Annotated in this window: 28 protein-coding genes, 2 tRNA genes and 2 pseudogenes; 25 read left to right on the top strand and 7 right to left on the bottom strand. The window is 57.8% G+C overall.

All coding sequences use genetic code 11. From position 1 onward, the window contains the following. Positions 1-203 precede the first annotated feature (203 nt). Positions 204-1,865 (bottom strand): OFA family MFS transporter, encoded by a 1,662-nt coding sequence (locus tag ACLEJQ_RS16715; RefSeq protein ID WP_440796650.1) that lies wholly within the window; start codon positions 1,863-1,865, stop codon positions 204-206. Between the two features lie 498 nt (positions 1,866-2,363). Between ACLEJQ_RS16715 and ACLEJQ_RS16720 the strand changes: the two genes are divergently transcribed. The 10 genes from ACLEJQ_RS16720 to ACLEJQ_RS16765 all read left to right on the top strand — a co-directional run bounded on the left by ACLEJQ_RS16720 (position 2,364) and on the right by ACLEJQ_RS16765 (position 11,720). After that, positions 2,364-4,589: an AsmA family protein gene (locus tag ACLEJQ_RS16720; protein WP_440796651.1), complete on the top strand. Its 2,226-nt coding sequence runs from the start codon at positions 2,364-2,366 to the stop codon at positions 4,587-4,589. Next, a complete protein-coding gene (gene mutY / locus ACLEJQ_RS16725; RefSeq protein WP_440796652.1) occupies positions 4,586-5,653 on the top strand; it encodes an A/G-specific adenine glycosylase in 1,068 nt (355 codons plus the stop codon). Before ACLEJQ_RS16720 ends, mutY begins: the two co-directional genes overlap by 4 nt. Continuing rightward, the gene (locus ACLEJQ_RS16730; protein WP_440796653.1) at positions 5,650-5,922 is read left to right on the top strand and encodes an oxidative damage protection protein; all 273 of its coding nucleotides are present in this window, start codon (positions 5,650-5,652) and stop codon (positions 5,920-5,922) included. The genes mutY and ACLEJQ_RS16730 overlap by 4 nt, the downstream gene beginning before the upstream one ends. A gap of 102 nt (positions 5,923-6,024) precedes the next feature. Further along, positions 6,025-6,100 (top strand) — tRNA-Phe (locus tag ACLEJQ_RS16735). Positions 6,101-6,214: 114 nt separating this feature from the next. Continuing rightward, positions 6,215-6,544 (top strand): DHCW motif cupin fold protein, encoded by a 330-nt coding sequence (locus ACLEJQ_RS16740; protein ID WP_440796654.1) that lies wholly within the window; start codon positions 6,215-6,217, stop codon positions 6,542-6,544. A 65-nt stretch (positions 6,545-6,609) separates the two neighbouring features. Then, positions 6,610-7,011 (top strand): hypothetical protein, encoded by a 402-nt coding sequence (locus tag ACLEJQ_RS16745; RefSeq protein ID WP_440796655.1) that lies wholly within the window; start codon positions 6,610-6,612, stop codon positions 7,009-7,011. Positions 7,012-7,253: 242 nt separating this feature from the next. Beyond that, positions 7,254-8,345 (top strand): PDDEXK nuclease domain-containing protein, encoded by a 1,092-nt coding sequence (locus ACLEJQ_RS16750; protein ID WP_440796842.1) that lies wholly within the window; start codon positions 7,254-7,256, stop codon positions 8,343-8,345. A gap of 50 nt (positions 8,346-8,395) precedes the next feature. Next, positions 8,396-9,001 (top strand): biliverdin-producing heme oxygenase, encoded by a 606-nt coding sequence (locus ACLEJQ_RS16755; protein ID WP_440796656.1) that lies wholly within the window; start codon positions 8,396-8,398, stop codon positions 8,999-9,001. Next, positions 8,998-11,232, top strand: coding sequence for an ATP-binding protein (locus ACLEJQ_RS16760; protein ID WP_440796657.1), 2,235 nt, complete (start codon positions 8,998-9,000; stop codon positions 11,230-11,232). The genes ACLEJQ_RS16755 and ACLEJQ_RS16760 overlap by 4 nt, the downstream gene beginning before the upstream one ends. A gap of 41 nt (positions 11,233-11,273) precedes the next feature. Beyond that, complete coding sequence (locus tag ACLEJQ_RS16765; protein WP_440796658.1) at positions 11,274-11,720, top strand: hypothetical protein; 447 nt, start codon at positions 11,274-11,276, stop codon at positions 11,718-11,720. Positions 11,721-11,729: 9 nt separating this feature from the next. On the opposite strand, the gene ACLEJQ_RS16770 is transcribed toward ACLEJQ_RS16765, so the two are convergent. Further along, positions 11,730-12,179, bottom strand: a complete 450-nt coding sequence (locus tag ACLEJQ_RS16770) for a carboxypeptidase regulatory-like domain-containing protein (RefSeq protein ID WP_440796659.1) — start codon at positions 12,177-12,179, stop codon at positions 11,730-11,732. A gap of 183 nt (positions 12,180-12,362) precedes the next feature. Here ACLEJQ_RS16770 and vapB point away from each other — a divergent pair, with 183 nt between their 5' ends. From vapB to ACLEJQ_RS16815, 9 genes are all read left to right on the top strand, one after another. Continuing rightward, the gene (gene vapB, locus ACLEJQ_RS16775; RefSeq protein WP_440796660.1) at positions 12,363-12,593 is read left to right on the top strand and encodes a type II toxin-antitoxin system VapB family antitoxin; all 231 of its coding nucleotides are present in this window, start codon (positions 12,363-12,365) and stop codon (positions 12,591-12,593) included. Further along, positions 12,593-13,012, top strand: a complete 420-nt coding sequence (gene vapC / locus ACLEJQ_RS16780; RefSeq protein WP_440796661.1) for a type II toxin-antitoxin system tRNA(fMet)-specific endonuclease VapC — start codon at positions 12,593-12,595, stop codon at positions 13,010-13,012. Before vapB ends, vapC begins: the two co-directional genes overlap by 1 nt. Positions 13,013-13,356: 344 nt before the next feature. Beyond that, positions 13,357-14,130: an ABC transporter ATP-binding protein gene (locus ACLEJQ_RS16785; protein WP_440796662.1), complete on the top strand. Its 774-nt coding sequence runs from the start codon at positions 13,357-13,359 to the stop codon at positions 14,128-14,130. A 13-nt stretch (positions 14,131-14,143) separates the two neighbouring features. After that, a complete protein-coding gene (locus tag ACLEJQ_RS16790; RefSeq protein WP_440796663.1) occupies positions 14,144-14,896 on the top strand; it encodes an ABC transporter substrate-binding protein in 753 nt (250 codons plus the stop codon). Between the two features lie 74 nt (positions 14,897-14,970). Continuing rightward, complete coding sequence (locus ACLEJQ_RS16795; protein ID WP_440796664.1) at positions 14,971-15,666, top strand: ABC transporter permease; 696 nt, start codon at positions 14,971-14,973, stop codon at positions 15,664-15,666. After that, the gene (locus ACLEJQ_RS16800) at positions 15,663-16,352 is read left to right on the top strand and encodes an ABC transporter permease (RefSeq protein WP_440796665.1); all 690 of its coding nucleotides are present in this window, start codon (positions 15,663-15,665) and stop codon (positions 16,350-16,352) included. Before ACLEJQ_RS16795 ends, ACLEJQ_RS16800 begins: the two co-directional genes overlap by 4 nt. Then, positions 16,333-17,565: a methyltransferase gene (locus ACLEJQ_RS16805; protein WP_440796666.1), complete on the top strand. Its 1,233-nt coding sequence runs from the start codon at positions 16,333-16,335 to the stop codon at positions 17,563-17,565. The genes ACLEJQ_RS16800 and ACLEJQ_RS16805 overlap by 20 nt, the downstream gene beginning before the upstream one ends. 332 nt (positions 17,566-17,897) lie before the next feature. Then, positions 17,898-18,722: an FkbM family methyltransferase gene (locus ACLEJQ_RS16810; RefSeq protein WP_440796667.1), complete on the top strand. Its 825-nt coding sequence runs from the start codon at positions 17,898-17,900 to the stop codon at positions 18,720-18,722. A 75-nt stretch (positions 18,723-18,797) separates the two neighbouring features. After that, positions 18,798-18,873 (top strand) — tRNA-Thr (locus ACLEJQ_RS16815). A 148-nt stretch (positions 18,874-19,021) separates the two neighbouring features. Here the strand turns inward: ACLEJQ_RS16815 and ACLEJQ_RS16820 are convergent. Next, a pseudogene (locus ACLEJQ_RS16820) lies at positions 19,022-19,381 on the bottom strand (BRCT domain-containing protein); the annotation flags it as partial. On the opposite strand from ACLEJQ_RS16820, the gene ACLEJQ_RS16825 reads away from it, so the two are divergent. The 6 genes from ACLEJQ_RS16825 (at position 19,312) to ACLEJQ_RS16850 (ending at position 23,311) form a co-directional block, all read left to right on the top strand. After that, complete coding sequence (locus ACLEJQ_RS16825; RefSeq protein ID WP_440796668.1) at positions 19,312-19,581, top strand: hypothetical protein; 270 nt, start codon at positions 19,312-19,314, stop codon at positions 19,579-19,581. The pseudogene ACLEJQ_RS16820 and the gene ACLEJQ_RS16825 sit on opposite strands and share 70 nt — an antisense overlap. Next, positions 19,562-20,128: a hypothetical protein gene (locus tag ACLEJQ_RS16830; protein WP_440796669.1), complete on the top strand. Its 567-nt coding sequence runs from the start codon at positions 19,562-19,564 to the stop codon at positions 20,126-20,128. The genes ACLEJQ_RS16825 and ACLEJQ_RS16830 overlap by 20 nt, the downstream gene beginning before the upstream one ends. Positions 20,129-20,136: 8 nt before the next feature. Further along, positions 20,137-21,159 carry a DUF262 domain-containing protein gene (locus ACLEJQ_RS16835; RefSeq protein WP_440796670.1) on the top strand — a complete coding sequence of 341 codons (1,023 nt, stop codon included), beginning with the start codon at positions 20,137-20,139 and terminating at the stop codon, positions 21,157-21,159. A 481-nt stretch (positions 21,160-21,640) separates the two neighbouring features. Continuing rightward, positions 21,641-21,976, top strand: a complete 336-nt coding sequence (locus tag ACLEJQ_RS16840) for an Abi family protein (protein WP_440796671.1) — start codon at positions 21,641-21,643, stop codon at positions 21,974-21,976. A 144-nt stretch (positions 21,977-22,120) separates the two neighbouring features. Next, entirely contained in the window at positions 22,121-22,741 is a 621-nt protein-coding gene (locus tag ACLEJQ_RS16845; protein WP_440796844.1) for an Abi family protein, read from the top strand. Positions 22,742-23,032: 291 nt separating this feature from the next. Beyond that, a complete protein-coding gene (locus ACLEJQ_RS16850; RefSeq protein ID WP_440796672.1) occupies positions 23,033-23,311 on the top strand; it encodes a DUF3077 domain-containing protein in 279 nt (92 codons plus the stop codon). 161 nt (positions 23,312-23,472) lie between these two features. On the opposite strand, the pseudogene ACLEJQ_RS16855 reads toward ACLEJQ_RS16850, so the two are convergent. From ACLEJQ_RS16855 to ACLEJQ_RS16870, 4 genes and pseudogenes are all read right to left on the bottom strand, one after another. Further along, positions 23,473-23,646 (bottom strand): annotated as a pseudogene (locus ACLEJQ_RS16855) (transcriptional regulator); the annotation flags it as partial. Between the two features lie 61 nt (positions 23,647-23,707). Beyond that, entirely contained in the window at positions 23,708-23,992 is a 285-nt protein-coding gene (locus tag ACLEJQ_RS16860; RefSeq protein WP_440796673.1) for a helix-turn-helix domain-containing protein, read from the bottom strand. After that, entirely contained in the window at positions 23,982-24,299 is a 318-nt protein-coding gene (locus tag ACLEJQ_RS16865) for a transcriptional regulator (protein WP_440796674.1), read from the bottom strand. Before ACLEJQ_RS16865 ends, ACLEJQ_RS16860 begins: the two co-directional genes overlap by 11 nt. A gap of 205 nt (positions 24,300-24,504) precedes the next feature. Then, entirely contained in the window at positions 24,505-25,473 is a 969-nt protein-coding gene (locus ACLEJQ_RS16870) for an alpha/beta fold hydrolase (RefSeq protein WP_440796675.1), read from the bottom strand. Positions 25,474-25,618: the final 145 nt, after the last annotated feature.

Genomic DNA, 25,618 nt, shown 5'->3' on the forward strand with positions numbered 1-25,618 from the left:
GATATGACTGACGGGCTGGATGCCGCGCCGTCGGGGATAGACATGTCCATACAAGCAAATGGACACGCCCTAAAACAATGTGGGAGCGAGCCTGCTCGCGATAGCGGTGTGTCAGCCGACCAAGATGTCGACTGACACTGCCTCATCGCGAGCAGGCTCGCTCCCACAGGATTGCGCTGACCCGATGGGTCAGGGCGAACGGCTTAGTGGAACAACACCGCCGTTTTCTGCAAGGTCACCCACACACCCCACGCCAACGGAATACCCACCACCAGCCAGGCGGCAACCGCCAGCAGCTTGGTACCTGGTGCGGCTTTCCATTCCAGCGAGGTCGTGCTGTCGGCGCCTTTGTCGTGGCCCAGCGCCTGTTCGGCGGCCAGTTCGGCGTCAGTCATGAAGTACTTGTCGGCAACCGGGCGAACCATCAGGTTGCACAGGAAGCCCAGTACCAGCAGGCCGGCGAGGATGTACAGCGTGATGTCATAGGCCGCGGCGCGTTCGACGCCGATGCTCAGCTGATATTCACGCAGGTAGTTCACCAGCACCGGACCCAACACGCCCGCCGCGGCCCAGGCCGTCAACAGGCGACCGTGGATCGCGCCGACCATTTGCGTACCGAACAGGTCCGCCAGGTAGGCCGGCACAGTGGCGAAGCCGCCGCCGTACATCGACAGGATGATGCAGAACGCCGCCACGAACAGCGCGATGCTGCCCAGGTGGCCGAGGTTCGGGATCAGGGTGTACAGCGCAACGCCCAGGGCGAAGAACACGAAGTAAGTGTTTTTACGGCCCAGGTAGTCGGAGAACGACGCCCAGAAAAAACGGCCGCCGATGTTGAACAGGCTCAGCAGCCCGGTGAAACCGGCCGCGATGGCGGCGATCTGGCCCAGCTGGGTAGCGTCCAACTGGCCGAAAGGCAGGTCGTTACCGAGCAACTTGCCGCCGAACACTTCCTGCAACAGTGGCGAAGCCATGCCGATGATGCCGATACCGGCCGATACGTTCAGGCACAGCACCAGCCATACCAGACGGAATTGCGGGGTTTTCCAGGCAACGTTCACGTGAACGTGGCGATGGGTGATCATCGCGTTCGCGGCTTTCTTCGGTGCCGGCGTCCAGCCTTCTGGTTTCCAGCCGGTTGGCGGAACGCGGTACGACAAGGCACCGCCGATCATGAACACGAAGTAGATCGCGGCCATCACCAGGAAGCTCTGCCATACGCCCACGTCGGTTGGCGATGCGAAATGGCTCATCAGCGCCGCGGCCAGCGGAGCACCGACCATCGCGCCACCGCCGAAGCCCATGATCGCCATGCCGGTCGCCATGCCGCGCTTGTCCGGGAACCACTTGATCAGGGTCGACACCGGAGAGATGTAGCCCAGGCCCAGGCCGATACCACCGATTACCCCGGAACCGATCCACATCAGCCAGATCTGGTGGGTATAGACGCCCAGCGCGGAAATCAGCAGGCCACCGCACCAGCACAATGCCGATACGACACCAGCCTTGCGCGGCCCGGCGTGTTCCAGCCAGCCACCCCAGATGGCTGCCGAGCAGCCCAGGAAAATGAAGAACAGCGTGTAGATCCAGCCAAGCATCGAGATCGGCCAGTCACATTGGGACGAGAAGACTTGCGAGATGAAACTCATGTCCGGGGCGCAGGCCACCGGCTTGCTGATGCCCAAGGCTTTGGACAGTGGCAACCAGAACACCGAGAAGCCGTAGGCCATGCCGATGCAAAGGTGAATGGCCAGTGCCGCCGGTGGAACCAGCCAACGGTTGAAGCCGGGCTTGGCGATAATGCGTTCCTTGGAGAGGAACGCAGGCTGGTCGGCAATGCCGTCCGCCGTGATGCTCGTGCTCATTGTGTATCCCCCAGTTATTGGAATGGTTCGCCGGCACGCTTCACCCTCAGCCTTGATTGCACGCAGGCGGCTGTATTTTCTGGTGAAGCTCCATGTTGATGCGACATCAAGCCGCAGCAGGATGGACGAACTGGTAAAGGTTACCATTTGCTCGTGACAGAAAAACCAAAGTGATATCACCTTTTTCATGTCACCCGTCTTATCGCGCCATTGCTCGCTTTCTGTAGGGCGTGAACCGTTTATTTTTCCGGCACTCATATGCCCAGCCTGGACCTGAAGCCCCCGCAGTTCCTGTGGCGAGGGCGCTTGCTCCCGCTGGGTTGCGTAGCAGCCCCATTTTTGGGTGAGCGCTGCGCACTCCAGCGGGAGCAAGCTCCCTCGCCACAAGGTGCTGCGCTGACTTGCATCAGCGGGAAGGAACGATCAACCAACGCGCCAACAATTCGGGGCGTTATACTCCCAGGCTGATTTTTGAACTCAACCTACAAGGATTCGCCCATGAAAGCGTTCGGCAAAATCCTGGGTCTGGTACTTCTCGGGCTGTTGCTGATCATTGTGGCCCTGGGCTTTGCCCTGACCCACCTCTTCGATCCCAACGACTACAAGGAAGAGATCCGCCAGATAGCCCGCGACAAGGCCCACATCGAGCTGACCCTCAATGGCGATATCGGCTGGAGCCTGTTCCCCTGGCTGGGCCTGGAATTGCACGATGCCAGTGTGGCGACCCTGGCCAACCCGACCCAACCCTTCGCCGATCTGCAGATGCTGGGTCTGTCGGTGCGTGTGATTCCGTTGCTGCGCAAGCAAGTGCAGATGAGCGATGTGCGCGTCGAGGGCCTGAATCTGCGCCTCACCCACGACAAGAACGGCCACGGCAACTGGGAAGATATCGGCAAGGTGCCGGCCCCGGCGACAACCGCGAACACGCCGGCGACGGCCGAAACATCGACTCAGCCCGCCAGCGCCCCGGCGGAAAAACCGACCCAGCCGACCCGCCTGGACATCGACAGCCTCACCGTCAACAACGCCCGGGTCGAATACACCGACGAGCGGACCGGCAAGGTATTCACCGCCGAAAGCATCCAGTTGAGCACCGGCCCGGTCCATGACTCCACCAACATTCCGGTCACGCTCACGGCATTCCTGTCCAGCAATCAGCCGGCACTGCGCGTGCGCACCGAAGTCACCGGTGAACTGCGCTATGAACGCGCCTTGCAGCGCTACAAGTTCGAAGACCTGAAGCTGGCCGGCGAAGCCACGGGCGACCCGCTGCAGGGCAAGTCGGTGAACTTCGCCGCCCAAGGCCAGCTGCTCCTGGACAAAGCCGCGAACGTTGCCGAATGGACCGGTATCAAACTGTCATTCAACCAACTGCGGGCCCTGGGCGAACTGAAGGTCAATGATCTCGACAAGACGCCGCAGTTGAGCGGCGGCGTGTCGATCGCCCAGTTCGACCTGGCGAACTTCGTCGACAGCATCGGCCAGAAACTGCCGGCCATGGGCGAAGGCAGCCTGAGCAAGGTCGAGCTGGCCAGCCGTATTGCCGGTACACCGTCGAGTATCGAGCTCAACGACATCAACCTGAAAGTCGATGACAGCACGTTCAGCGGTCGTATTGCCGTCGAAGACTTCGCCAAGCAGTCCTTGCGTGCGCAGCTCAAGGTCGACACCTTCAATGTCGACCGCTACCTGCCGCCCAAGTCCGCCGAAGCCGACAGCTCCAAGGCCGCCCGCGAAGCCGAGGTCAGCAACACCGAAGCCAGTGCCATGGCCGGGGCCGGTACTACACCGCTGCCGAACGCGCCAACCCAAGGCGCGTGGAGCAATGACCGGCTGTTTCCCGTGGAACGCCTGAGCAAGCTGGACCTGGACGCCGACCTGAACTTCGGTCAATTGATCCTGGATAAACTGCCGATCCAGAACGCTGCGCTCAAGGCCACAGGCCTGGGTGGCCTGCTGACCCTGGAAAACCTGCGGGGCGATCTGTACAGCGGCAACTTCGAAGCCAAGGGCACCCTGGACGTGCGCCAGGCTACGCCACAGTTGAACCTGCAAACCCGCATCAACCGCGTGCCAGCGGAGAAGATCATCGAAAGCCAGGGCAAGAACCCGCCGGTCAAAGGGCTGGTCACGCTCAACAGCGCGGTGACCGCCAACGGCAACAGCCAGAAGGCTTTGATCGACAGCCTCAACGGCAACGCCGGGTTTGTCATCAACGATGGCGTGCTGCTCAATGCCAATCTCGAACAGCAACTGTGCAAAGGCATCGCCACGCTCAATCGCAAGACGCTGAGCGGCGAACCCCGGGGCAGGGACACGCCGTTCCAGCAACTCAACGGCAACCTCACGTTCCACAATGGCGTTGCCAACAACCCGGACCTGAAAGTCCGTATCCCCGGCATGACGGTCAATGGCAACGGCGACATCGACCTGCGGGTGCTGGGCATGGACTACCGCGTCGGCATCATCGTCGAGGGCGACAAGAGCGACATGCCTGACCCGGCCTGCCAGGTCAACGAACGCTACGTCGACATCGAATGGCCGTTGCGCTGCCGCGGCCCGTTGGAGCTGGGCGCCAAGGCCTGCCGCCTGGATAACGAAGGGATGGGCAAGGTCGCGGCGAAGCTGGCTGGCGAGCGCCTCAGTGACAAGATCGATGAAAAGCTCGGCGACAAGGTCAGCCCCGAGCTTAAAGACGCGCTCAAGGGGCTGTTCAAGCGATGAGAGCCGAGCAGTTTTCCGCCGCCGTCCTGGATTGGTTCGACCGCCATGGCCGGCATAACCTGCCTTGGCAGCAAGACATTACCCCATACCGGGTGTGGGTCTCCGAGATCATGTTGCAGCAGACCCAGGTCAGCACCGTGCTCAATTACTTCGATCGTTTCATGAGTGCGCTGCCGACCGTCCAGGCCCTGGCTGCCGCCCCGGAGGACGAGGTACTGCACCTGTGGACCGGGTTGGGCTACTACACCCGCGCGCGCAACCTGCAGAAAACCGCGCAGATCGTCGTTGAGCACTACGGCGGAGAATTTCCCCGGGATGTGGAAAAACTGACCGAGCTGCCCGGCATCGGCCTGTCCACTGCCGGCGCCATCGCCAGCATCAGCATGGGCCTGCGGGCGCCTATCCTCGACGGCAACGTCAAGCGGGTCCTGGCGCGCTTTACCGCCCAGGAAGGCTATCCGGGCGAACCCAAGGTGGCGAAGCAGCTGTGGGCCACCGCCGAGCGCTTCACCCCGCAGGACCGGGTCAACGCTTACACCCAAGCGATGATGGACCTGGGCGCCACGCTCTGCACTCGGAGCAAGCCCAGCTGCCTGCTCTGCCCGTTGAGAGCGGGCTGCGAAGCGCACCTGCTGGGCCTGGAAACCCGCTACCCGATTCCCAAGCCCCGCAAAGACGTGCCGAAAAAACGCACCTTGATGCCAATGCTGGCCAACCGTGAGGGCGCGATTCTGCTTTACCGCCGCCCGTCCACCGGGCTCTGGGGCGGGCTGTGGAGCCTGCCGGAACTCGATGACCTCGATGACTTGCAGCACCTGGCCTTGCAACATTCCCTGGAGTTGGGCAAACAACAGGAAATGCCAAGCCTGGTGCACACCTTCAGCCATTTCCAACTGGCCATCGAACCCTGGCTGGTCCAGGTCCGAGAAACCGGCCATCACGTGGCCGAGGCCGACTGGCTCTGGTATAACCTCGCCACCCCGCCGCGCCTGGGCCTTGCCGCTCCGGTCAAAACCTTGCTCGAACGCGCGGCCGCCGTATTGAACGCAGGAGAGTTGCAATGACCCGCACCATCATGTGCCGCAAGTACAAAGAAGAACTCGAAGGCCTGGAACGCTTGCCTTTCCCGGGCGCCAAGGGCCAGGACATCTACGACAATGTTTCGGCCAAGGCCTGGGGCGACTGGCAGAAACACCAGACCCTGCTGATCAACGAAAAACGCCTGAACATGATGAACGCCGAAGATCGCAAATACCTTCAGGGCGAGATGGAAAAGTTCTTTTCCGGCGAAGATTACGCCAAGGCCGAAGGCTACGTGCCGCCGTCCGAATAAGCTCTCCAGAGCGGGGGCGGAACGTAAGCGACGGTAATAATTAAATATTTTTTGATAACGTGCTTGACGCCCCCCCGAAAAACCCGTTTAATGCGCCCCGTTGCCCAGATAGCTCAGTCGGTAGAGCAGGGGATTGAAAATCCCCGTGTCGGCGGTTCGATTCCGTCTCTGGGCACCAAATACCGAAAACCCCGATCAAGCAATTGATCGGGGTTTTTTATTGGCTGGAGTTTCTTGAGCCCCATCGACTCGGCTACATTCATCCGTTGCAGCCTTCCCTCAAAGAGTCGACATGGACATCACCAACCTTCCCTTCGGCACCACCGACTGGTCAACCATCGAGCCCACCGAACACAAGGGCGTCACCGGCACCGCCTATTGGCGCACCCGGCAGTTCGGGAACATCCGGGTACGGATGGTGGAATATACAGCCGGTTATCTGGCCGACCACTGGTGCGTCAAAGGGCACATTCTGTTTTGCCTGACGGGCGAGCTGAATACCGAACTGGAGGACGGACGCCAGTTCGTGCTCAAGCCCGGCATGAGCTATCAGGTGGCCGACCATGCCGAGCCTCATCGATCGTCCACTTCGGTAGGCGCCACCCTGTTCGTGGTGGATTGAGATTCGAAGCGCCTGGTGTGAAGCTGTAGGATAGATCGCCTATTTTTTACCTCAGGGTCCTGGCCATGTCCTCGGCAAACAAACAGCAAAAACGAAACCAGCGCGCCAAGGCGAAAGCCAAGAACAACCGGATCCAACGCGCCGCTGCGCCGAATGACTTTCTCGACCCGAACGATGAGCGCATCGATCTGGAGACGGTGGATCTGTCAGACCTTTTCCAAGCCATGCGCGCTGCCGAAAACGTCAGCCAGCAAGCCATGTGCACGGTTTTCCTGGAGCACCCACTGCTGGCCCTGGTACTGGAACAGGAAGGCGAAGAAGAAGCCACCGACTTCATCTTCACCGCCTTGATCGAATATCGACGCATGACCACCGGTGTCGACGAACAAGCCGCCCTGGACTGGGTCGAGAGCCCACAATTCCAGGCCGATTACGTCGCCGCCTCCCAAGCCCTGGCGAACAGCTGAAGCTCAGACCCATCCCGTGGCGAGGGAGCTTGCTCCCGCTGGGCTGCGCAGCAGCCCCCTCTTTGGATGACGCCCCTCAGGGATACGTCCTACAACACAGGTTCTTCTGACTGGCCCCCCCTTCATCCCGGTCCTGCATGAACTTGCAATGATTCCTCCCAATCAATCAGCTTCGCCCTGCATCATCGAAATACACCTTGGAGCATCCTTTGGGTCCGCCCACCATCACGGCTGCCATTTCGATGACTCCGCTCCTGCCGCAAGACGACCCAAAACTCGCACCGCTGATCAACGAACTCGGTGAACTGATCCACCAGGCACGTCAGAAAGTCCTGCGCGCCGTCGATACCCTCCAAGTACAGACTTGCTGGCAGATTGGCCGGCACATCATCGAATTCGAACAGGGAGGCGCGGATCGGGCGACTTATGGCGCGCAACTGGTGCCGACGCTGGCGAAAGTGCTGACGGCGCGGTTTGGGAAGGGATTTGATGAACGTAACCTGCGCCACATGCGATATTTTTATCAAAAGTTTCCAATTTGGAACGCAGTGCGTACCGAATTGAGCTGGACCCATTACCGGACACTTTTGCGGGTAGAGAATGACAGTGCGCGCCATTGGTACATGAACGAGGTAGTCAGCCAGAACTGGTCCACCCGCGCCCTCGAACGCCAAATCAGCACCTTCTACTATGAACGCCTGCTGGCCAGTCGAGACCGGCCCGCCGTGGAAGAGGAAGCGATCGCCAATATCAAAGCGCTCAATCTTGGCCCACGAGACATCGTCAGGGACCCGGTGATTCTCGAATTCCTCGGGCTGCCCAATGCCGGCGTCCTGCAGGAAACCGATCTGGAGCAAGCCCTGATCGACCAACTACAAGGCTTCCTCCTTGAGCTGGGCAAGGGCTTTGCCTTCATTGCCCGCCAACAGCGCATCAGCACCGAAAGCAAGGACTTCTATCTCGACCTGGTGTTCTACAACTACCTGCTCAAATGCTTTGTGATTGTCGATCTCAAGCGCGGCGAACTGACTCACCAGGACATCGGGCAAATGGACATGTACGTGCGTCTCTACGACGACTTGAGACGCGGCCCCGACGACAAGCCCACCGTGGGCATCATCCTCTGTACCCTAAAAGACGAGTCAGTGGTGCGTTACTCCATATTGCAAGGTAACGAGCAACTGTTCGCCAGCGAGTACAAACTGGTGCTTCCCACTGAAGAAGAGCTGCGCCAGGAATTGGATCGTGAACGGGCACGCCTTGAGCAGGCAAACCCGGCGACTCGAGGGATAAACTCGATAATCGATAACAGCCCACCTGATGAATCTGTGTAAGATTGATGCGCTTTTTTCGGCAAAAACCCTCTGAGCGAGCTCTATCCTGCATGTCACCCGCCGCACCCCTGTCTTCCTTGATCCAAGCATTGCGGACTGAAACCGCTGAAATGCACGTCGCCTTGGAGAAGCGCCTGCCGTTTTTCTCCGAGCAATTGGATCTGGATCTGTACCGGCGTTTGATGGCGGCCTACTACGGTTTTTACCAGCCGCTGGAGCAACAGCTGCACGTCCGGGCGCTGATACCGACCGGGCTCGACCAGTCGCTGCGGATCAAGCTTCCGGTACTGCGGGACGACCTCAAGGCGTTGGGGCTGGATGAAGCGACTATCGACGCCCTGCCTGTTTGCCAGGCGCTGCCACGGATCGACTCCCGTGCCGCCGCGCTCGGCGTTTCCTACGTACTGGAAGGGGCGACACTCGGCGGGCAAGTCCTGCGGCGCAGGGTGGCCGAGCAACTGGGGCTGGATGCCTCCAGCGGCGCGGCGTTTCTTAATGTGTACGGCGAACTCACCGGGCGACGCTGGAAGGACTTTCTCCAATATCTGGACGACAGGAACCTGGGCGAAGCGCAAACGCTCGAAGTTACACGTGCCGCGAAGGCGACGTTTACCTATTTTGAACACTGGCTGGACAGCCAGGAGGTCCTGCTATGAACCCGGAAAACCAAGAAGCCTTCGAAGAGCTCCTGGCCAATTGCGCAAACGAGCCGATCCGCTTTCCCGGGGCCATCCAGCCTCACGGCGTGCTGTTGATGCTGTCGGAGCCCGACTTCCTGATCCGTCAGGTCAGCGCCAATGTATTGCAGTTGATGGGCCACGATCCCGACAGGCTGTTGGGCCAGAAGCTGGAGGCGCTGTTCGGTCCGGAACAGGCCGAGGCCATTCTTGTCGCCTGTCGCGCCACCCCGGAAAGCGACAAGGCGCCCCTGGCAGTCGTCGTGAACGCCCAGCGGTTCGACGCCCTGGTTCATCGCCATCAGGGCGCCCTGATCGTCGAGCTTGAACAACATCTGAGCGATTACCGTCCCGAAGGCGTTACCGGCGAAGCCAACCTGGGCCGCATGCTGCAACGCCTCCAGAGTGCGAAAACTCTCCAGGCGCTGTACGAAATCAGCGTACGGGAAATCCAGGCCATGACCGGCTACGACCGGGTGCTGATCTATCGCTTCGAAGAGGAAGGCCACGGACAGGTGATCGCCGAGGCCAGCGCGCCGTCGATGGAGCTGTACAAAGGTCTGTTCTTTCCGGCGTCGGACATTCCCGAGCAGGCCCGCGAGCTATACCGCACCAACTGGCTGCGGATCATTCCCAATGCCGACTATGCGCCAGTGCCGCTGATCCCCGAGCTGCGGCCCGACACTCAGGTGCCGCTGGACCTGAGCTTCTCCACCCTGCGCAGCGTCTCGCCCATCCACCGCCAATACATGAAGAATATGGGCGTGCTGTCTTCCATGAGCATTTCGCTGATGGAAGGTGAGCGGCTGTGGGGTCTGATCAGTTGCGGCAACCGCGAGCCGTTGCTCGTTCCCCACGAAATGCGCATGGCGTGCCAGACCATCGGCCAGGTACTGTCATTGCAGATCAGTGCCATGGAGGCGTTGGAGCTGGCTCGTCAACGGGACGCCAAGCTTGAAAACCTCCAGATACTCGCCAGCACCATGGCCGACTCCAGCCATAACGTGTTCGACAGTCTGTCCCACCAGCCCCAGCGGCTGCTGGACCTAACCGGCGCCAGCGGCGTCGCGATCCTGGAAGACAACAAGCTGCACCGCTACGGCCAGTGTCCAGCACCGGATCAAATCCGCCAGTTGCACAAATGGATCCTGGAAACCGGGCAACCGGTCTATTCCCACCACAACCTGAGCAGCGTTTTTCCAGCAGCCCAGGCCTATCAGGGCGTGGCGAGCGGCGTGCTGGCGATTCACCTGCCCAAGCCGGTGGAAAACGGCGTGCTGTGGTTCCGCCCCGAGGTCAAGCAAACCATTCAATGGAGCGGTGACCCGCAAAAGCCCCTGGATCTGGAGAACAGCGCGACCGGCCTGCGTCTGCGACCGCGGACCTCTTTCGAGATCTGGAAAGTCGAAATGGCCGGCATCAGCGCCAAATGGACCCATGGCGACCTGTTCGCCGCCAACGACTTGCGGCGCTCGGCCCTGGAAAACGACCTGGCCCGCCAGGTACGCAAGGAGCGCCTGGCCGTGCAGGCCCGCGATGACCTGGTCGCGGTGGTGTCCCATGATTTGCGCAGTCCGATGACGGTCATTTCCATGCTTTGCGGCATGATGCAGAAGGCCTTCAGTTCCGACGGCTCCCATAGCTCGAAGCGAATCGCCTCGGCCATCGACACCATGCAACAGGCCACCAGCCGCATGAACGTGTTGCTGGAGGACTTGCTCGACACCTCGCGCATCGATGCCGGACGCTACACCATCAATCCGCGGCCGACGAGCGTCGCCCAGATATTCGAAGACGCCTACGCGCTGCTGTCGCCGCTCGCCACGGCCAAGGCCATCGACATGTCGTTTCACGCCGAACCTGACCTGCATATCAACGCCGATCCCGAACGGCTATTTCAGGTGCTCTCCAACCTGATCGGCAATGCCATCAAGTTCACCCCGCGCCTAGGCAGCGTCGGCATCAGTGCGATGTCGGTCGGCAATGAGATCGTGTTCAGCGTTCGCGACACCGGCGAAGGCATCACGGCGGAGCAGTTGCCACACGTTTTTGACCGTTACTGGACGGTCAAGGAAGGCAACCCGAACGGCACCGGGCTGGGTTTGTACATTTCCAAAGGGATTGTCCAGGCCCATGGCGGTAAACTGCACGCCGAAAGCCAGCCAGGCATGGGCAGCGAATTCCGCTTTACCGTGCCGAAAATCGGCTGAGTCGGGCACCGCCCTTCTAACGAATTGGAAACCGAAGCCCAATGGCCTCACTGAACAAACAGCAAAAACGCGCCAAGCGCGCCAAAGGCAAAGCCAAGCAGATCCGCATGACCGGGCGCAAATCCATCCCCATGTACGGCGATCCGGCCTATGCCACCGCCCAGCCGCCGGTCTACGTACTGGAGCTGTTCGCCAAGCTGCGCGAAGCCGAGGCCGTCGGTCGAAGCGAATTGCTCGACACGCTGCTGTCCTCCCTGAGCGTGATGATCACCGAACGCCCGGCCCTGCTGGACCTGAAGAACGCCGAGAACGAAAGCATGGCCGCGACCAACCTGGCCGCAGACATGCTGGTGGACTACCGCATGTGGGCCGACGACATGGACCGCGAGACGGCGCAGCGCTGGCTAAGCACCCCGGAGTTCATCAAGGACTTCAGCGAAGCGCTGGACCGTTATCGCCAGTCGATGGAAGAACCCAGCGGCGAATAGGCCGGTCGGCTATTGGTCAGCGTTCCAATGGAACACCAGGTTACGTGCGGCGCCGTTGCCTACATCAGCGGTGTCGCGGCGCTCCTCGCCAGTGCGCGTCGCCACTACCTTGTACTTGCCCGGCGGCAGTTGCACATACACCAGCGGACCGGCGTCCTCCAGCGTCAATATCGATTGCCCCGACGCATTCTGGACTGTCACATCCACATCCGGGACGTATTTGTTCTCAGGCCCCACCGAAAACGTCATGTGCAGGTTATAGCCCCGTGCTTGTTCGATAGCACGGACTTCATCCTCGCCAATCCCACCTGAGAGATAGGTCACGCCGTTCTGCTGCAGCGGCTGCACTTGCACACCGGCATTGTCGATGGGCGCGAGGTTAGTGGCATTGAGCGTGATGGGCAGCAACAGCGCGCCCAGCACGAAGAGGGGCAAAATGAAGAAATGGATGCGCTTCATGGCGAGCACTCCAGTTATGGAACGACACATGAGTTCTCTTTTGATCGCGGTGATGTGCCAAGGTTTTAGACTCATTGGCACTGTCGATTAGTAGCAAATTCACCGTCGAAACGCGGCATATCCCGTTGACATATCCCATGCCTGCCCTATGCTTCTTTGCGTAGATTACGGGGAGGACAGCAGATGGAACAAACCAGCCTCTTTATGAGCAACCGCAGCCAAGCCGTCCGGCTTCCCAAAGCAGTGGCCATGCCCAACGACGTGAAACGTGTCGATGTGATAGCAGTCGGCAGAACGCGCATTATCACACCGGCCGGCGAGGCGTGGGACAGTTGGTTCGATGGAGATAACGTGACGGCGGACTTCATGACGGATCGTGAACAGCCTGCTGATCAGGAGCGCGAGCTGTTTTAATGATCAAGTTCATGCTCGATACCAACATCTGTATTTTTACTATCAAGAACAAGCCCCAAATCGTCAGGGAGGCTTTCAAACTTCATCACGGCCAGCTTTGCATCAGCGCTGTCACGTTGATGGAGCTGATGTATGGCGCAGAAAAGTCATCTGCCCCAGAGAAAAACCTTGGAGTGATTGAAGGGTTCTGTGCGCGTCTCGAGGTTTTACCTTTTTGTTATGAAGCAGCGGCACATACCGGAATGATCCGAGCGGAATTGGCAAAAACAGGAAAACCGATCGGTCCCTACGACCAGATGATCGCAGGTCATGCCCGCTCACGCGGACTGATAATAGTGACCAACAATTTGAAAGAATTCGAGAGAGTCCCCGGACTGCGCGTCGAGGATTGGACCTCTGCGGCGAGGCCAGGGATCTGAAGTGCGCCGCCCGGATGTAGCGTGGACGATCTGCAGGCATCAACCGACCGTCATCGAATTGCGGTCACGCTCATCCGATTAACGCTTCCCACCCCCACCCAAAGCTGGCACCATCGCGCCTTTTTTTACGCAACTCCCCCGGGATTTTCATCGGTAAACCGGGTTCAAACGGCCGTTCGGTTGTTGATGGCGCGACAGTGTGCTGCGCCGATGCGACAACCTGCCACGCATCGTCGGTTTACCACCCGTTACGCTGTTGGCGACCATCCGGACGCATGCTAGCTTGGCCGCCTCGCCACGGAAGGCAGCCAACAGCAAGGGAGCACATATCATGAGGACCGCACATGGCCCAGGCCACGCCCGCGCTTGAAATCCGCAACCTGCACAAACGCTACGGCCAGCTGGAGGTGCTCAAGGGCGTCTCGCTGACCGCCCGCGATGGCGATGTGATCTCGATCCTGGGCTCCTCCGGCTCCGGCAAGTCCACGTTCCTGCGTTGCATCAATCTGCTGGAAAACCCCAACCAGGGCGAGATCCTGGTGGCCGGGGAAGCGCTCAAGCTCAAGGCAGCGAAAAACGGTGAGCTCATCGCTGCCGATGGCAAGCAGATCAATCGCATGCGCAGCGAGATCGGTTTTGTATTTCAAAACTTTAATCTCTGGCCGCACATGAGCGTGCTCGACAACATCATCGAAGCTCCACGCCGGGTGCTCGGCCAGGGCAAAGCCGAAGCCATCGAAGTCGCTGAAGCCTTGCTGGCCAAGGTCGGCATCGCCGACAAGCGCCACGCCTACCCGGCCGAGCTGTCCGGCGGTCAACAGCAACGCGCCGCCATCGCCCGAACCCTGGCAATGCAGCCCAAGGTGATCCTGTTCGACGAGCCCACTTCGGCCCTTGACCCGGAAATGGTCCAGGAAGTACTAAGTGTGATCCGCGCCCTGGCCGAAGAAGGCCGCACCATGCTGCTGGTCACCCACGAAATGGGTTTCGCCCGTCAGGTTTCCAGCGAGGTGGTGTTCCTCCATCAGGGCCTGGTGGAAGAGCAAGGATCGCCACAGCAGGTCTTCGAGAACCCGCTTTCGGCACGCTGTAAACAATTCATGTCCAGCAACCGCTAACGGAGCAGTACATATGCAGATTCATAAGAAATTTCTTTTGGCCGCAGCTGCCAGCCTGATGTTTTCGGCCAACGCGATGGCCGCCGATAAGCTGAAGATGGGCATCGAAGCCGCCTATCCGCCGTTCAACAACAAGGACGCCAGCGGCCAGGTCGTGGGCTTCGACAAGGACATCGGCGATGCCCTGTGCGCGAAGATGAAAGTCGAATGCACGGTCGTCACCTCCGACTGGGACGGCATCATCCCGGCGCTGAACGCCAAGAAGTTCGACTTCCTGATCTCGTCACTGTCGATCACCGACGAACGCAAGCAGGCCGTGGACTTCACCGACCCGTACTACTCCAACAAACTGCAGTTCATCGCGCCGAAAAACGTCGACTTCAAAACCGATAAGGACTCGCTCAAAGGCAAGGTCATCGGTGCACAACGCGCCACCCTGGCTGGCACCTGGCTGGAAGATGAACTGGGCAGCGACATCACTGCCAAGCTCTACGACACCCAGGAAAACGCCTACCTGGACCTGACCTCCGGCCGCGTCGACGCAATCCTGGCGGATAAGTACGTGAACTACGACTGGCTGAAGACCGATGCCGGCCGCGCCTACGAATTCAAGGGCGACCCGGTGGTGGAAAGCGACAAGATCGGTATCGCCGTGCGCAAGGGCGATCCACTGCGCGACCGGCTGAACGCAGCGCTGAAAGAAATCGTTGCCGACGGCACCTATAAAAAGATCAACGACAAGTACTTCCCGTTCAACATCTATTGATGCTGACGTGCCTGGCCGACGCTGCCCGCAGCGTCGGCCCTTAGCAAAGCCTGCCGCGATATGAACACACACCCATGATGATCGATCTCTACGGATTCGGCCCGGCGCTCGCTGCCGGCGCGCTGATGACCGTCAAACTGGCGCTCTCGGCGCTGTGCCTCGGGCTGGCGCTCGGCCTGCTCGGCGCCTTGGCCAAGACCTCTGCGTACAAGCCGCTGCAATGGCTGGGCGGCACGTATTCCACACTGGTGCGCGGTGTTCCCGAGTTGCTCTGGGTGCTGCTGATCTACTTCGGCACCGTCAACCTGATGCGCGCCCTGGGCGAGTACTTTGGCAACCCCGAGCTGGCCCTAGACGCCTTCGCCGCCGGGGTCATCGCCCTGGGCCTGTGCTTCGGTGCCTACGCCACGGAAGTGTTTCGCGGCGCGATCCTGGCGATTCCCAAGGGCCACCGTGAAGCCGGCGTGGCCCTGGGCCTGTCGAAGTGGCGGATCTTCACCAAGCTCATCATGCCGCAAATGTGGCGCATCGCCCTGCCCGGCCTGGGCAACCTGTTCATGATCCTGATGAAGGACACCGCGCTGGTCTCGGTGATCGGCCTGGAAGAGATCATGCGCCACGCGCAGATCGGCGTGACCGTGTCCAAGCAACCGTTCACTTTCTATATGGTCGCCGCCTTCATGTACCTGGGGCTGACGGTCCTCGCCATGCTTGGCATGCACCTGTTGGAACGGCGCGCCGCCCGCGGTTTTATCAGGAGCACCCAATGAACTGGGAAGTCATCATCAAGTGGCTGCCGAAGCTCGCCCAGGGCGCGACGCTGACACTGGAGCTTGTCGCCATCGCCGTGATTGCCGGCCTGTTGCTGGCGATCCCGCTGGGCATCGCCCGCTCTTCACGGCTGTGGTACGTGCGGGCTTTGCCCTACGCCTATATCTTCTTTTTCCGCGGCACGCCGTTATTGGTTCAGCTGTTCCTGGTCTATTACGGGTTGGCGCAGTTCGATGCCGTGCGCAGCAGCATGCTGTGGCCGTACCTGCGAGACCCGTTCTGGTGTGCCACGGTCACCATGACCCTGCACACTGCCGCCTACATCGCCGAGATCCTGCGCGGCGCGATCCAGGCCATCCCCCGTGGCGAGATCGAAGCCGCTCGGGCTCTGGGCATGTCGCGGCCCAAGGCACTGTTCTACATCATGCTACCGCGGGCCGCGCGCATCGGCCTGCCGGCCTACAGCAACGAAGTGATCCTGATGCTCAAGGCCAGCGCCCTGGCGAGCACCGTGACCCTGCTGGAACTGACCGGCATGGCCCGCACCATCATTGCCCGGACCTACCTGCCGGTGGAGATCTTCTTCGCAGCCGGCATGTTCTACCTGTTGATGGCGTTCCTGCTGGTGCAGGGCTTCAAGCAGTTGGAGCGCTGGTTGCGCGTCGATGCCTGCCAAGGGCGCTGACAATGGCGTGCTGACGGGCGAGGCATTACTCGCCCGCTTCACGGCATTGGATGCTTTTCTTACAGCGCATCAGGCGCTGTGGAAGCCGCGTCCTTTCACTCATCTGCAATTACCCTGGGAAACCTCCTACCCGGAATTGTCCCAATGGCTACGCCAGCGCTCGCTGGAGGCTGCGGAAAACGACCATCACCAGCCGTGGCTGATCGAGGACGCCCCCGCTCCCTTCTGCGAACTGGCAGCCGTCTCCCGAGTACTGAGTGGTGTCGCAGAATTGCCAGCCAGCGCGCTGGATGCGCCCGCCCACCGCCTCAACGTCGACGTCCCTGGGCGCAAATGGCAGCAGATCGAGGCCTTTGCCAGCCGCTTGCACTTCGCCAGTGAACCGACTCACTGGCTGGACTGGTGCGCAGGCAAAGGTCACCTCGGTCGGCGCCTGCTGCATGGCGAACAACAGCTGACCTGCCTGGAATACGACCCGGCGCTGGTTGCCGGCGGCCAAGAACTGAGCCTTCGCCACGCGCTACCAGCCAGGCATTTGCAGCAAGATGTACTGGCAGCAGATACAACCCAAGCGATCCACTCTGAACACACGCCAGTGGCGCTGCATGCCTGCGGCGACCTGCATGTACGACTGATGCACTTGGCAAGCGCCGCCGGCTGTGCTCAACTGGCGATCGCACCATGCTGCTACAACCGGATCAGCACCGAGCGTTACCAAGCGTTGTCCGACGCCGCCAAGGGCTCTGCCCTACAACTGTCACTGGACGATCTCGGCCTGCCACTCACCGAAACCGTCACCGCTGGCGCTCGCGTACGACGACAACGGGACCAATCCATGGCGCGGCGCCTGGGCTTCGATCTGCTGCAACGGCAAGTGCGCGGCAGCGACAGCTACCTATCTACACCCTCGTTACCCAGCGCCTGGCTGGAGAAATCCTTCGCCCAATACTGCATTGATCTGGCTGCGCTCAAAAACTTATCCACAGTCGGCTCGCCTGATTGGGTGGCACTGGAGGCAGCGGGTTATCAACGCTTGGCCGAAGTTCGCAACCTGGAGTTGGTACGGAGCCTTTTCCGACGGCCCCTGGAACTCTGGCTGGTACTGGACCGGGCACTTTTCCTCACTCAGGAAGGCTACGAGGTACGCCTCGGCACCTTCTGCGAGACGCCACTGACCCCGAGAAATCTGATGCTCCTCGCAGAGCGTTGCTGAGACGAAACAGCCTGTGGATAACTCTGTTGATGAAATAAACCTGGATCCAAGAAATCCGCGATTTCCTGACTGTTTCGAGGCTGGTCATTTTTTGTTCATATGGATAAAAAACCATGAAAACAGGCATTTGCAACGAAATTGAGACTGTCGTCACGAAACTTGGGGGCAACCGTCGAAGCATTCTGCCCGTTGTGCATAAGCGGCCAAGCAAAACGGCATAACCGCCGATTTCAGTGCTGACCCGCGCCGGTAATTGCGCCTAACCCGCCCGTGCTATACAACAGCCCCACGTACCCTGATCGACACAATGCCAACGCACTCAAGGACCGGTCGTGACGTTCATTTCCTACGCACAGAATTTCGAAGACGTACGCCTGTGGCGCGCCCTTCGTTCGGTGGAAAACGGCTTCTACCTCGACGTCGGCGCCAACCATCCGACAGACGACTCCGTCACCCAGGCTTTTTATGACCACGGCTGGCACGGCATCAACATCGAGCCGGTCCAGGCTTACTACGACGCGCTCAGCCAGGAACGTCCGCGGGACATCAACCTGCAATGCGTGGCCGGCGAAAACGCCGAAAGCCTAACCTTCTACACCATCGCCGACACGGGCCTGTCCACCGTAGAAGCCAACGTCGCCCAACAACACCGCGACGCCGGCATGGACGTGCGCACCCAGACCGTCCAATCGCGCACCCTGGCCTCGATCTGCGAACAGTACGCCTCGAATCGCCCGATCCACTTCCTGAAAATCGACGTCGAAGGCCACGAAGAAACCGTACTGCGTGGCATGGACTTCAGCCGCTGGCGCCCCTGGATCATCCTCATCGAAACCCCCTGGGCCCGCGACCAGACCTGGGAACACCTCGTCACCGGCGCGGGCTACCAGTCCATCCTGTTCGACGGCATCAACACCTACTACCTCGCCGAAGAACACCTGGCCCTCAAACCCGCCTTCGACATCCCACCGTGCAACCTCGACGGTTTCCAGCTCTGCAAAGGCCACAAATTCAGCCACCCCCTCAGCGACCCGGCCCCACAACTGCGCGCCGCCCTACAGCGGGCCGAACAGGCCGAAGCCCAACTGCGCGCCATCCAAAACAGCCGCACCTGGCGTACCCTGGACAAACTACGCAACCTGCTACGCCGCGCCTGAAGCGTGCCTGCGCAAAAATAGTCAAAATTCAGGGGTTTACAGAACCCGCCCAATCGCTATAATCGTCGCCCACACGCCGGTATAGCTCAGTTGGTAGAGCAACTGACTTGTAATCAGTAGGTCCCGGGTTCGATTCCTGGTGCCGGCACCATACAAAACGAAGCCCCTGCAGAAATGCAGGGGCTTTGTTGTTCCTGGCTCGTCCAAACTGTGGGAGCGAGCCTGCTCGCGATGAGGCCGTCAAACCCACCGACGATTTGCCGATCAGAACCAGCTGTTCTTCCTAGATCGCGACCTAAACCAAACAACATCCTCTGCCAATGATCCTCACCCAGAATGGCAATCGATGAGCCCGCCTCCCGCAGCTCCACGGCCTTCATAATCTTCGTTCCGTACGTACTGTGACGCCACTGCTCATTACCCACGCCGCCGACCACTAGGTAATGCACCTTCTTACTCACAGCACCGCCAATCACACCGCCTCGCTCCTCAACTAACGCCTGACATTCCTTACGCGGTCCAAAGGACATGACACCGGTAAATACAAACATCCGGCCATCCCAGACCAGATCAGGGGCTGGTGAGTTGAATGGAAGGTCCGTTGGAGCAATGGCAAGCGCTTCGCTGGCCTTCGATCTCTCAAAGCCCACTCCGGAAAACTACACTCAGCATTCATATAGTTTCTGTGATCGTTGATGAAGCCGAGGGCGCGCTTGACGGCTTCGTTTTGGGCAACACTCTCATTCCGCAGCTATTTCGTATCGCAGTAATTTCTCAGGTATGGTATGAATTGGTAGTGGCAACAACATTGGTTTACATAAAGCGCATCAGGATGGCGCATGAAAATGAACCTCGATGATTTCAAGAAATTTATCAAGTCACAAGCACCAAAAATAATTGCAGAAGAGCTCATACTAAAAAAATCAATACACGCCTTTAAAAGCGAGGCAGACTACAGCAATTACTTGAATATTATCAGACAAGATCATCAGGGCGCTTATCTAATCGCCATAGTTGGATCGGCAAACTGGAAATTCAGTTTAAACCCGGATAAAAACCTAAGCGAATATCACATAAAATCTGATATTGACGTGGCGATTATCTGCGCCGAACACTACTTACAGACGTGGGATGAATTGAGATTATTCCATAGAGATCAATACTACTCATTAGGACAAGATGCGCGTCATTCTTTGCGAAGAAACGGAGAAAACGTTTACTCCGGATTTGTGTCTCCAAAATGGGTTCCATCGTTAAAGTCAAAATTACGGCAGCGGCATGAGAAGCTTACAAACAAGTATTCTAATGCATCAGTTGGGTATAGAGCAGTTAATATGATGTACTTTAGAAATATGGACGAAACAATAGATTATTATGTGCGCGGAATACGCGCCGCAAAAAAATAAGGAGACCTATGGAATACGAAGTTAGCCTACAGACCATCGCATGGTTTAATCGCCTAAAAAGCGACGACAGTTTACAAATAAGCCCAAAATTTCAAAGAAGGGCTGTTTGGATGGACAAGGAACGTTCCCTTTTGATGGACACTATCCTAAGCAATCTTCCATTCCCTGAAGTTTACATGCAAGTTCAGACAGACACCGACACTGGACAGCAGCAACATATTGTAGTAGATGGCCAGCAACGAATAACCTCTATCCTACAATTTATCGATAATTCTTTTCCACTTCCAATCAACGACAACTGGAAAGGCCAATACTTTAGAGACCTAAACATTGGGCAAAAAGAATTATTCTGGGACTACAAAATTGTGGTTCGCTTTCTTAGAAAAACAAATGACGATGAAATTCGTAATATTTTTACTAGGCTAAACACCAACAACATTGTATTAAATGATCAAGAGCTGCGTAACGCAAGGTACACCGGGCGCTTCAAGCAGCTGGCTGAGCGACTAGCAGATAACTCATATTTTCAGAGCATCGGACTTTTTACCGCGAGAGATGTTCGCAGGATGCTTGATATCGAGTATGTTAGCGAGCTTCTCTTAAGGCAGGTCTATGGGATCACTAACAAAAAAGACATGCTAGAGCTCGCCTACATGGAATACGACGATGAGTTCCCTATGGAGATCGAACATGAGAACGCATTCAATTCAACCATTGGGTTGATAAAAACTCTTTTGGACAAAGACAACTTACCTCTCTTCAAATCCAAAGGCGTATTTCATTCTCTTTTTGGCGTTTGCCTTGAGTACTGCATTTCACAAGACCGTTTGTACTTCCAAAATATTGACGAGGTAAAGCGTCGCCTTACCGAGCTAGTTGTCCGCGCTAAAAATAATGATTTCGTTCAAGGGGATGCTGACATCGCAGCCTACGCAGAGGTTTCGTCTCGATCCACTTCTGATAAATCTAAGCGAGCAGAGAGAGAAAGAATTTTTTGGGATATTATTAAAGATGCCGAGCAAATAATCTAACAGGGAAGATCCTTTCATGCGGCGCTTATATGCGCCGCGCGGTTGGCGCTGGATCTAAACTCTAAACACGCGGGTTGATCCTTACAAATTCTTGTGGAAAACCTGTGTATCTTTTTTCCTGGACCATCTCAAACATGCTTTCGCACGAACCTGTTTAGTTGTTTCGAACAGATCTAGGTTTTGGGCGCGCATCTACTTTGGCTAAATCTTCGCGACACTCAATGTCAATCTCGGATCCTTTCTTCATATCCTCACCCACCGAGCGCTGTGCTCCTGCTTCCCTCCCCCCTAGCTGTGCCCTGACGAGCACTCCACACTCCGCCCGAATCTGCCTCACCAGTACCCGTTACAATTTCACTTCACCCTTAAGTTGACGACCTTCTCCAGTTACCTATAATGCACCCCAACACACCCGCCAAGCCTAGGTTGACTCAGTCAGCAAGCTCAAATCGTGCGGTTTTTTTTGCCTGGAGAAAACTACATGAGGCCCTTCGACAAGCCGGCCCTCAGCGTAGAACAGCAATTGGAACTGCTAAAGCAACGAGGCCTGCACGTCGCCAACGACGAACGGGCCATGCGTTTTCTCGAAGTGGTCACGCTGTTTCGTCTGAGCCCCTACATGCGTCCCTTCCAGGAGCCGGACGCTGCACATATCTTCAAGCCCGGCAGCACGCTCAAAGCAGTCGTCGACATCTACCGCTTCGATGGTTCGTTGCGACGCATCACCATGGATGCCATCGAACGTGTCGAAGTCGCCATACGAGCGACTATCAGCAATCACATGTGCCCCAAACATGGGGCCAGACTGGATTGCTGACGCATCAGCCTTCTCCTCGTCATACTCCCATCTCGATCTGTTGCGTCCGTTGCGGGAGCAATTGAATAAGGAGCGTAACAAACTGGGACGTTATATTGAGCGCATAAAAATGGTCGACAGGCCGATGGGCTCCAGCAACAGCGCATAGAAAACCGCATGCGCGATAACTACTTCCGATATTACGAAGCGACCTATGCCTATCCTGAGTTGCCGCCCGCTTGGGCGATTTTGGAAGAGCTCAGCCTTAGGACGGTATCTACCCTCTTTAATGCCATAGGCAGAAGTGCCGATAAGAAAGCTATCGCCGCCAGATTCAATCTACCCTTCGATGTATTGGCCTCCTGGCTACACACTTTGACCTTCATTCGAAACTGCTGCGCCCATCACTTTCGACTGTGGAACCGAGAGCTCTCGATTCGACCAGCCTTGCCCAAAGAATGGGTCCTCCCAAATGCACCTGCCGGGGGGCCCCAGCCCAAGCAACGTCTATACATCGTATTGACGATGCTGGCCTACCTGACCGACTTGATCAGCCCAGACAGTCAGTGGAAGCCTCGCTTGACTGAAATCATGCACCTGCAGGAATTGGCTTATTTGAGGCTGATGGGATTTCCCAATGAGTGGAAACGCCAGCAACAATGGCGCTTGAACCTCAGAATCACAAAACTACCTGAACCTGACACGCTAGCATCCCGCCACGATTGCAGCCTACCCACCTGCCCGCTACCCTTCGACAGTCGCTGCCAATTCAGCGACCGGGCCTGAGAACCCGAGTAAGATGCAGGCGCTCCAGCGCCCTGACCACGTTTGTGGCGTTTTTTTATGTCCGCATTTCGTGTAATGGCGGCTGTGCGTGGGAGACCTTCGGGTCTGCCGGGTTCCTGTATCTCCGGTTTCTCAGCCTGCGCACAGCTGCCACCCATTCGCCTGAGAACGAACGTGGCAGCTCTCACTTGATATGGGAGTTGTATCGATGCGTGCCATGGAGTTGCTGCAGTTTCGCTGTTCTGTCTTGCTTGCTTTTATCACCCTCCGCTTAAAAGTTGGAGGTGCAGAATGACTCATCCTAACGACCTGAAAACCATAGGCCTAACCCCCTTCTCGTTCCACTCCGACCGTCCCCTCTTTCGCGTCAACAGCGGCGTCCCTATCGGCGAAGCCCTATCTCATGCCTCCGACCTGCTCCACGTCGCCAAGCTTCTGGCCGAAGACGCCGCGATGATTCGCGACACGGATCGCTATGCCTGGGCGTCGTGCTATTTGCAGGACATGAGCAAGGCCGTTATTGATGATGTGGTGAAGGTGCTGGAGGCGCCGGGAAGTTATTCCGCTTAGGTGCGAGGTGGCGCGACGCTGCTCGATTGGGGCGGGCAGCGTTGCGCCTCGATGTTGAGTTCTGTGAGTGCGGGTGAAGAAGGGCTGCTGCGCACCCCAGCGGGAGCAAGCTCCCTCGCCACGGGGGTGCGGTGCATTCAGTATTTTTCCCCAGGTTCCCCGGCTACATCTATCGCTTTCGCGAAACGGGCCTGGGAAAGGCCGGTGGCTTGTCGAATCACTTTGACTTGCAAGGCGTCGACGTGGAACTCACGAGACGGTGGGCGCTCGCCACGCTCGATTTCATCCATCTGGGTCATGCTCTCGACCAGGCGGTTGAATAGATCTTTTTCCATCATTTCCATACCTTGTCTAAGTCGGTCGGGCCAGCGCTGGACCTGTTAGTAGCTCGGTAGGTCAGACCGACTGTAAATCACGTAAAGCTTCGGGATGCTGTGTCGCGACTCGCAATAGGGTCTGTGCAGCACCTGTTGGCTGGCGACGCCCCTGTTCCCAGTCCTGCAACGTGCGCAGGCTGACTCCGAGCAGTTTGGCGAACGCATTTTGAGAAACGCCAACTTTGGCTCGCGCTTCAGCAGCGGCCGATAACGGTACCTGAGTCACGCGAGCGGCCTTGCCGGCTTTCATTTGACGCACAGAATCCAACAAGTCTTTCTGGAACTGCTCCAGCTCATTGACCATTGCTGATTTCCTCTTTCAATTGCTTGAGAAAGGCTGCCGGTAGGTTGTCGAATTTCGTCTTGGTATAGGCGATCAACAACCAGATAGAGCCTTCTGCAAGCGTGTTGTAATAAATGACACGTGTTCCACCTCGTTTACCCATCCCGCTGCGGGACCAGCGTACCTTTCGCAAGCCGCCACTGCCAGGAACCACATCGCCGGCCAGCGGATTGGCCGCCAGCCAGGTAATGAATTCAAGACGCTCGCCATCCTCCCAGATGGATTGGGCATAACGCTTGAAAATTTCGGTTTCGACAATCGTGTACATGGGCCGACTATACGGCCTTGCCGTATAGCCGAGCAAGGCGCATCTGTCTGAGAGATATCTTGATGTTGGGCTAACTTTCAACCTGTCATTCAGCGTTGCATAAATTCGCGGGGCTGCTTCGCACCCCAGCGGGAGCAAGCTCCCTCGCCACGGGGGTTGCGGTGCATTGAATAAAAAAGTGGTCTGTCCCTCGATACCAGGCTCGTTACTCCTGCAAAAAATCCAGAATCGCTCCGCTGGTAGCCTCTGCTTTTTCCTCGAGCACCCAATGCCCGGTGTTTTGCAGGATCAGGGAATGAGGTTGGGTAGTAATGTGCTGTACTTGCTCGGACAATGTCTTGCCTCGTGAGTGATCCCCGCCAATGGTGAGCACCGGGATGGTCAGTTTGTTTTCGGCGAATGCCTGGTTGTCATTGGCGTCATGCTCTACCCACGCAGAATAAAGCTTGAATGCCGCCTCCATGCGTCCGGGTCGGGAGTAATCTGCAACCAGAACGTCACGTACCTCAGCGGATACTTTAGGGTTTCCCTCGTACACGAATTCATCGAAAAACATATCGAGGTATATTTTTTCTTTACCTCGAATCATCTTTTCAGCCGTGCTTCCATAGAAACGAAAATGCCATTTACTCGAAAGACCGGTTTGGGGATTACCATTATAAGGAACCTCCCACCCTGGAATGCCGGGGATAAATCCATCCATTAGAACCATGTGCTTCGTTTCGCGCGGATAAAGCGCACCGTAGGCATAGGCGACTATCAGGCCCATATCATGGCCGACAATATCCACCTGCTTCATCTTGAGCGTTTTAATCAGCTCGTGCAGATCCAGCGCCATGTTCTTCTTGTCGTAGCCACTGGCCGAAACTTCCGTTTCCCCGGCACCACGATAATCCGGGACGACTGGGGTATAACCCGCACGCACCAGCCTTCCCATGAGTGCTTCCCAATTGCGCCAGCTTCCCGGGAAGCCATGCACCAGTAGCACGGGCTTGGCGCCGTTACCGCTCACCAGGTAATGCAGACGAATGCCGTTTACGTCCGCATATTCGCTTTTAAAAGCTGCACCATCAATCAAAACGCTCTCGGACTCCGTTGTTGGGGTAGCCGCCTGCAACTGAGCAGACATCCCTGTGATAGCCAACGAAAAAGCGGAAACAATGAGTTTTCTCATTTTTGGACAATCCCAGGCCGGCCAACTTCCCGATTCAACAGGTACGTTGCGGGTAAATCCAGGAGCAGTGAAGTTCGAAGTTTACTGGCCCTAGCCTGAGTGCATCTTCGGCACGACGGCTACTGTCAGAACCGACAGTCTCGAC

It is taken from the genome of Pseudomonas sp. SMV71 (genome assembly GCF_052042015.1).
Lineage (GTDB): Bacteria > Pseudomonadota > Gammaproteobacteria > Pseudomonadales > Pseudomonadaceae > Aquipseudomonas.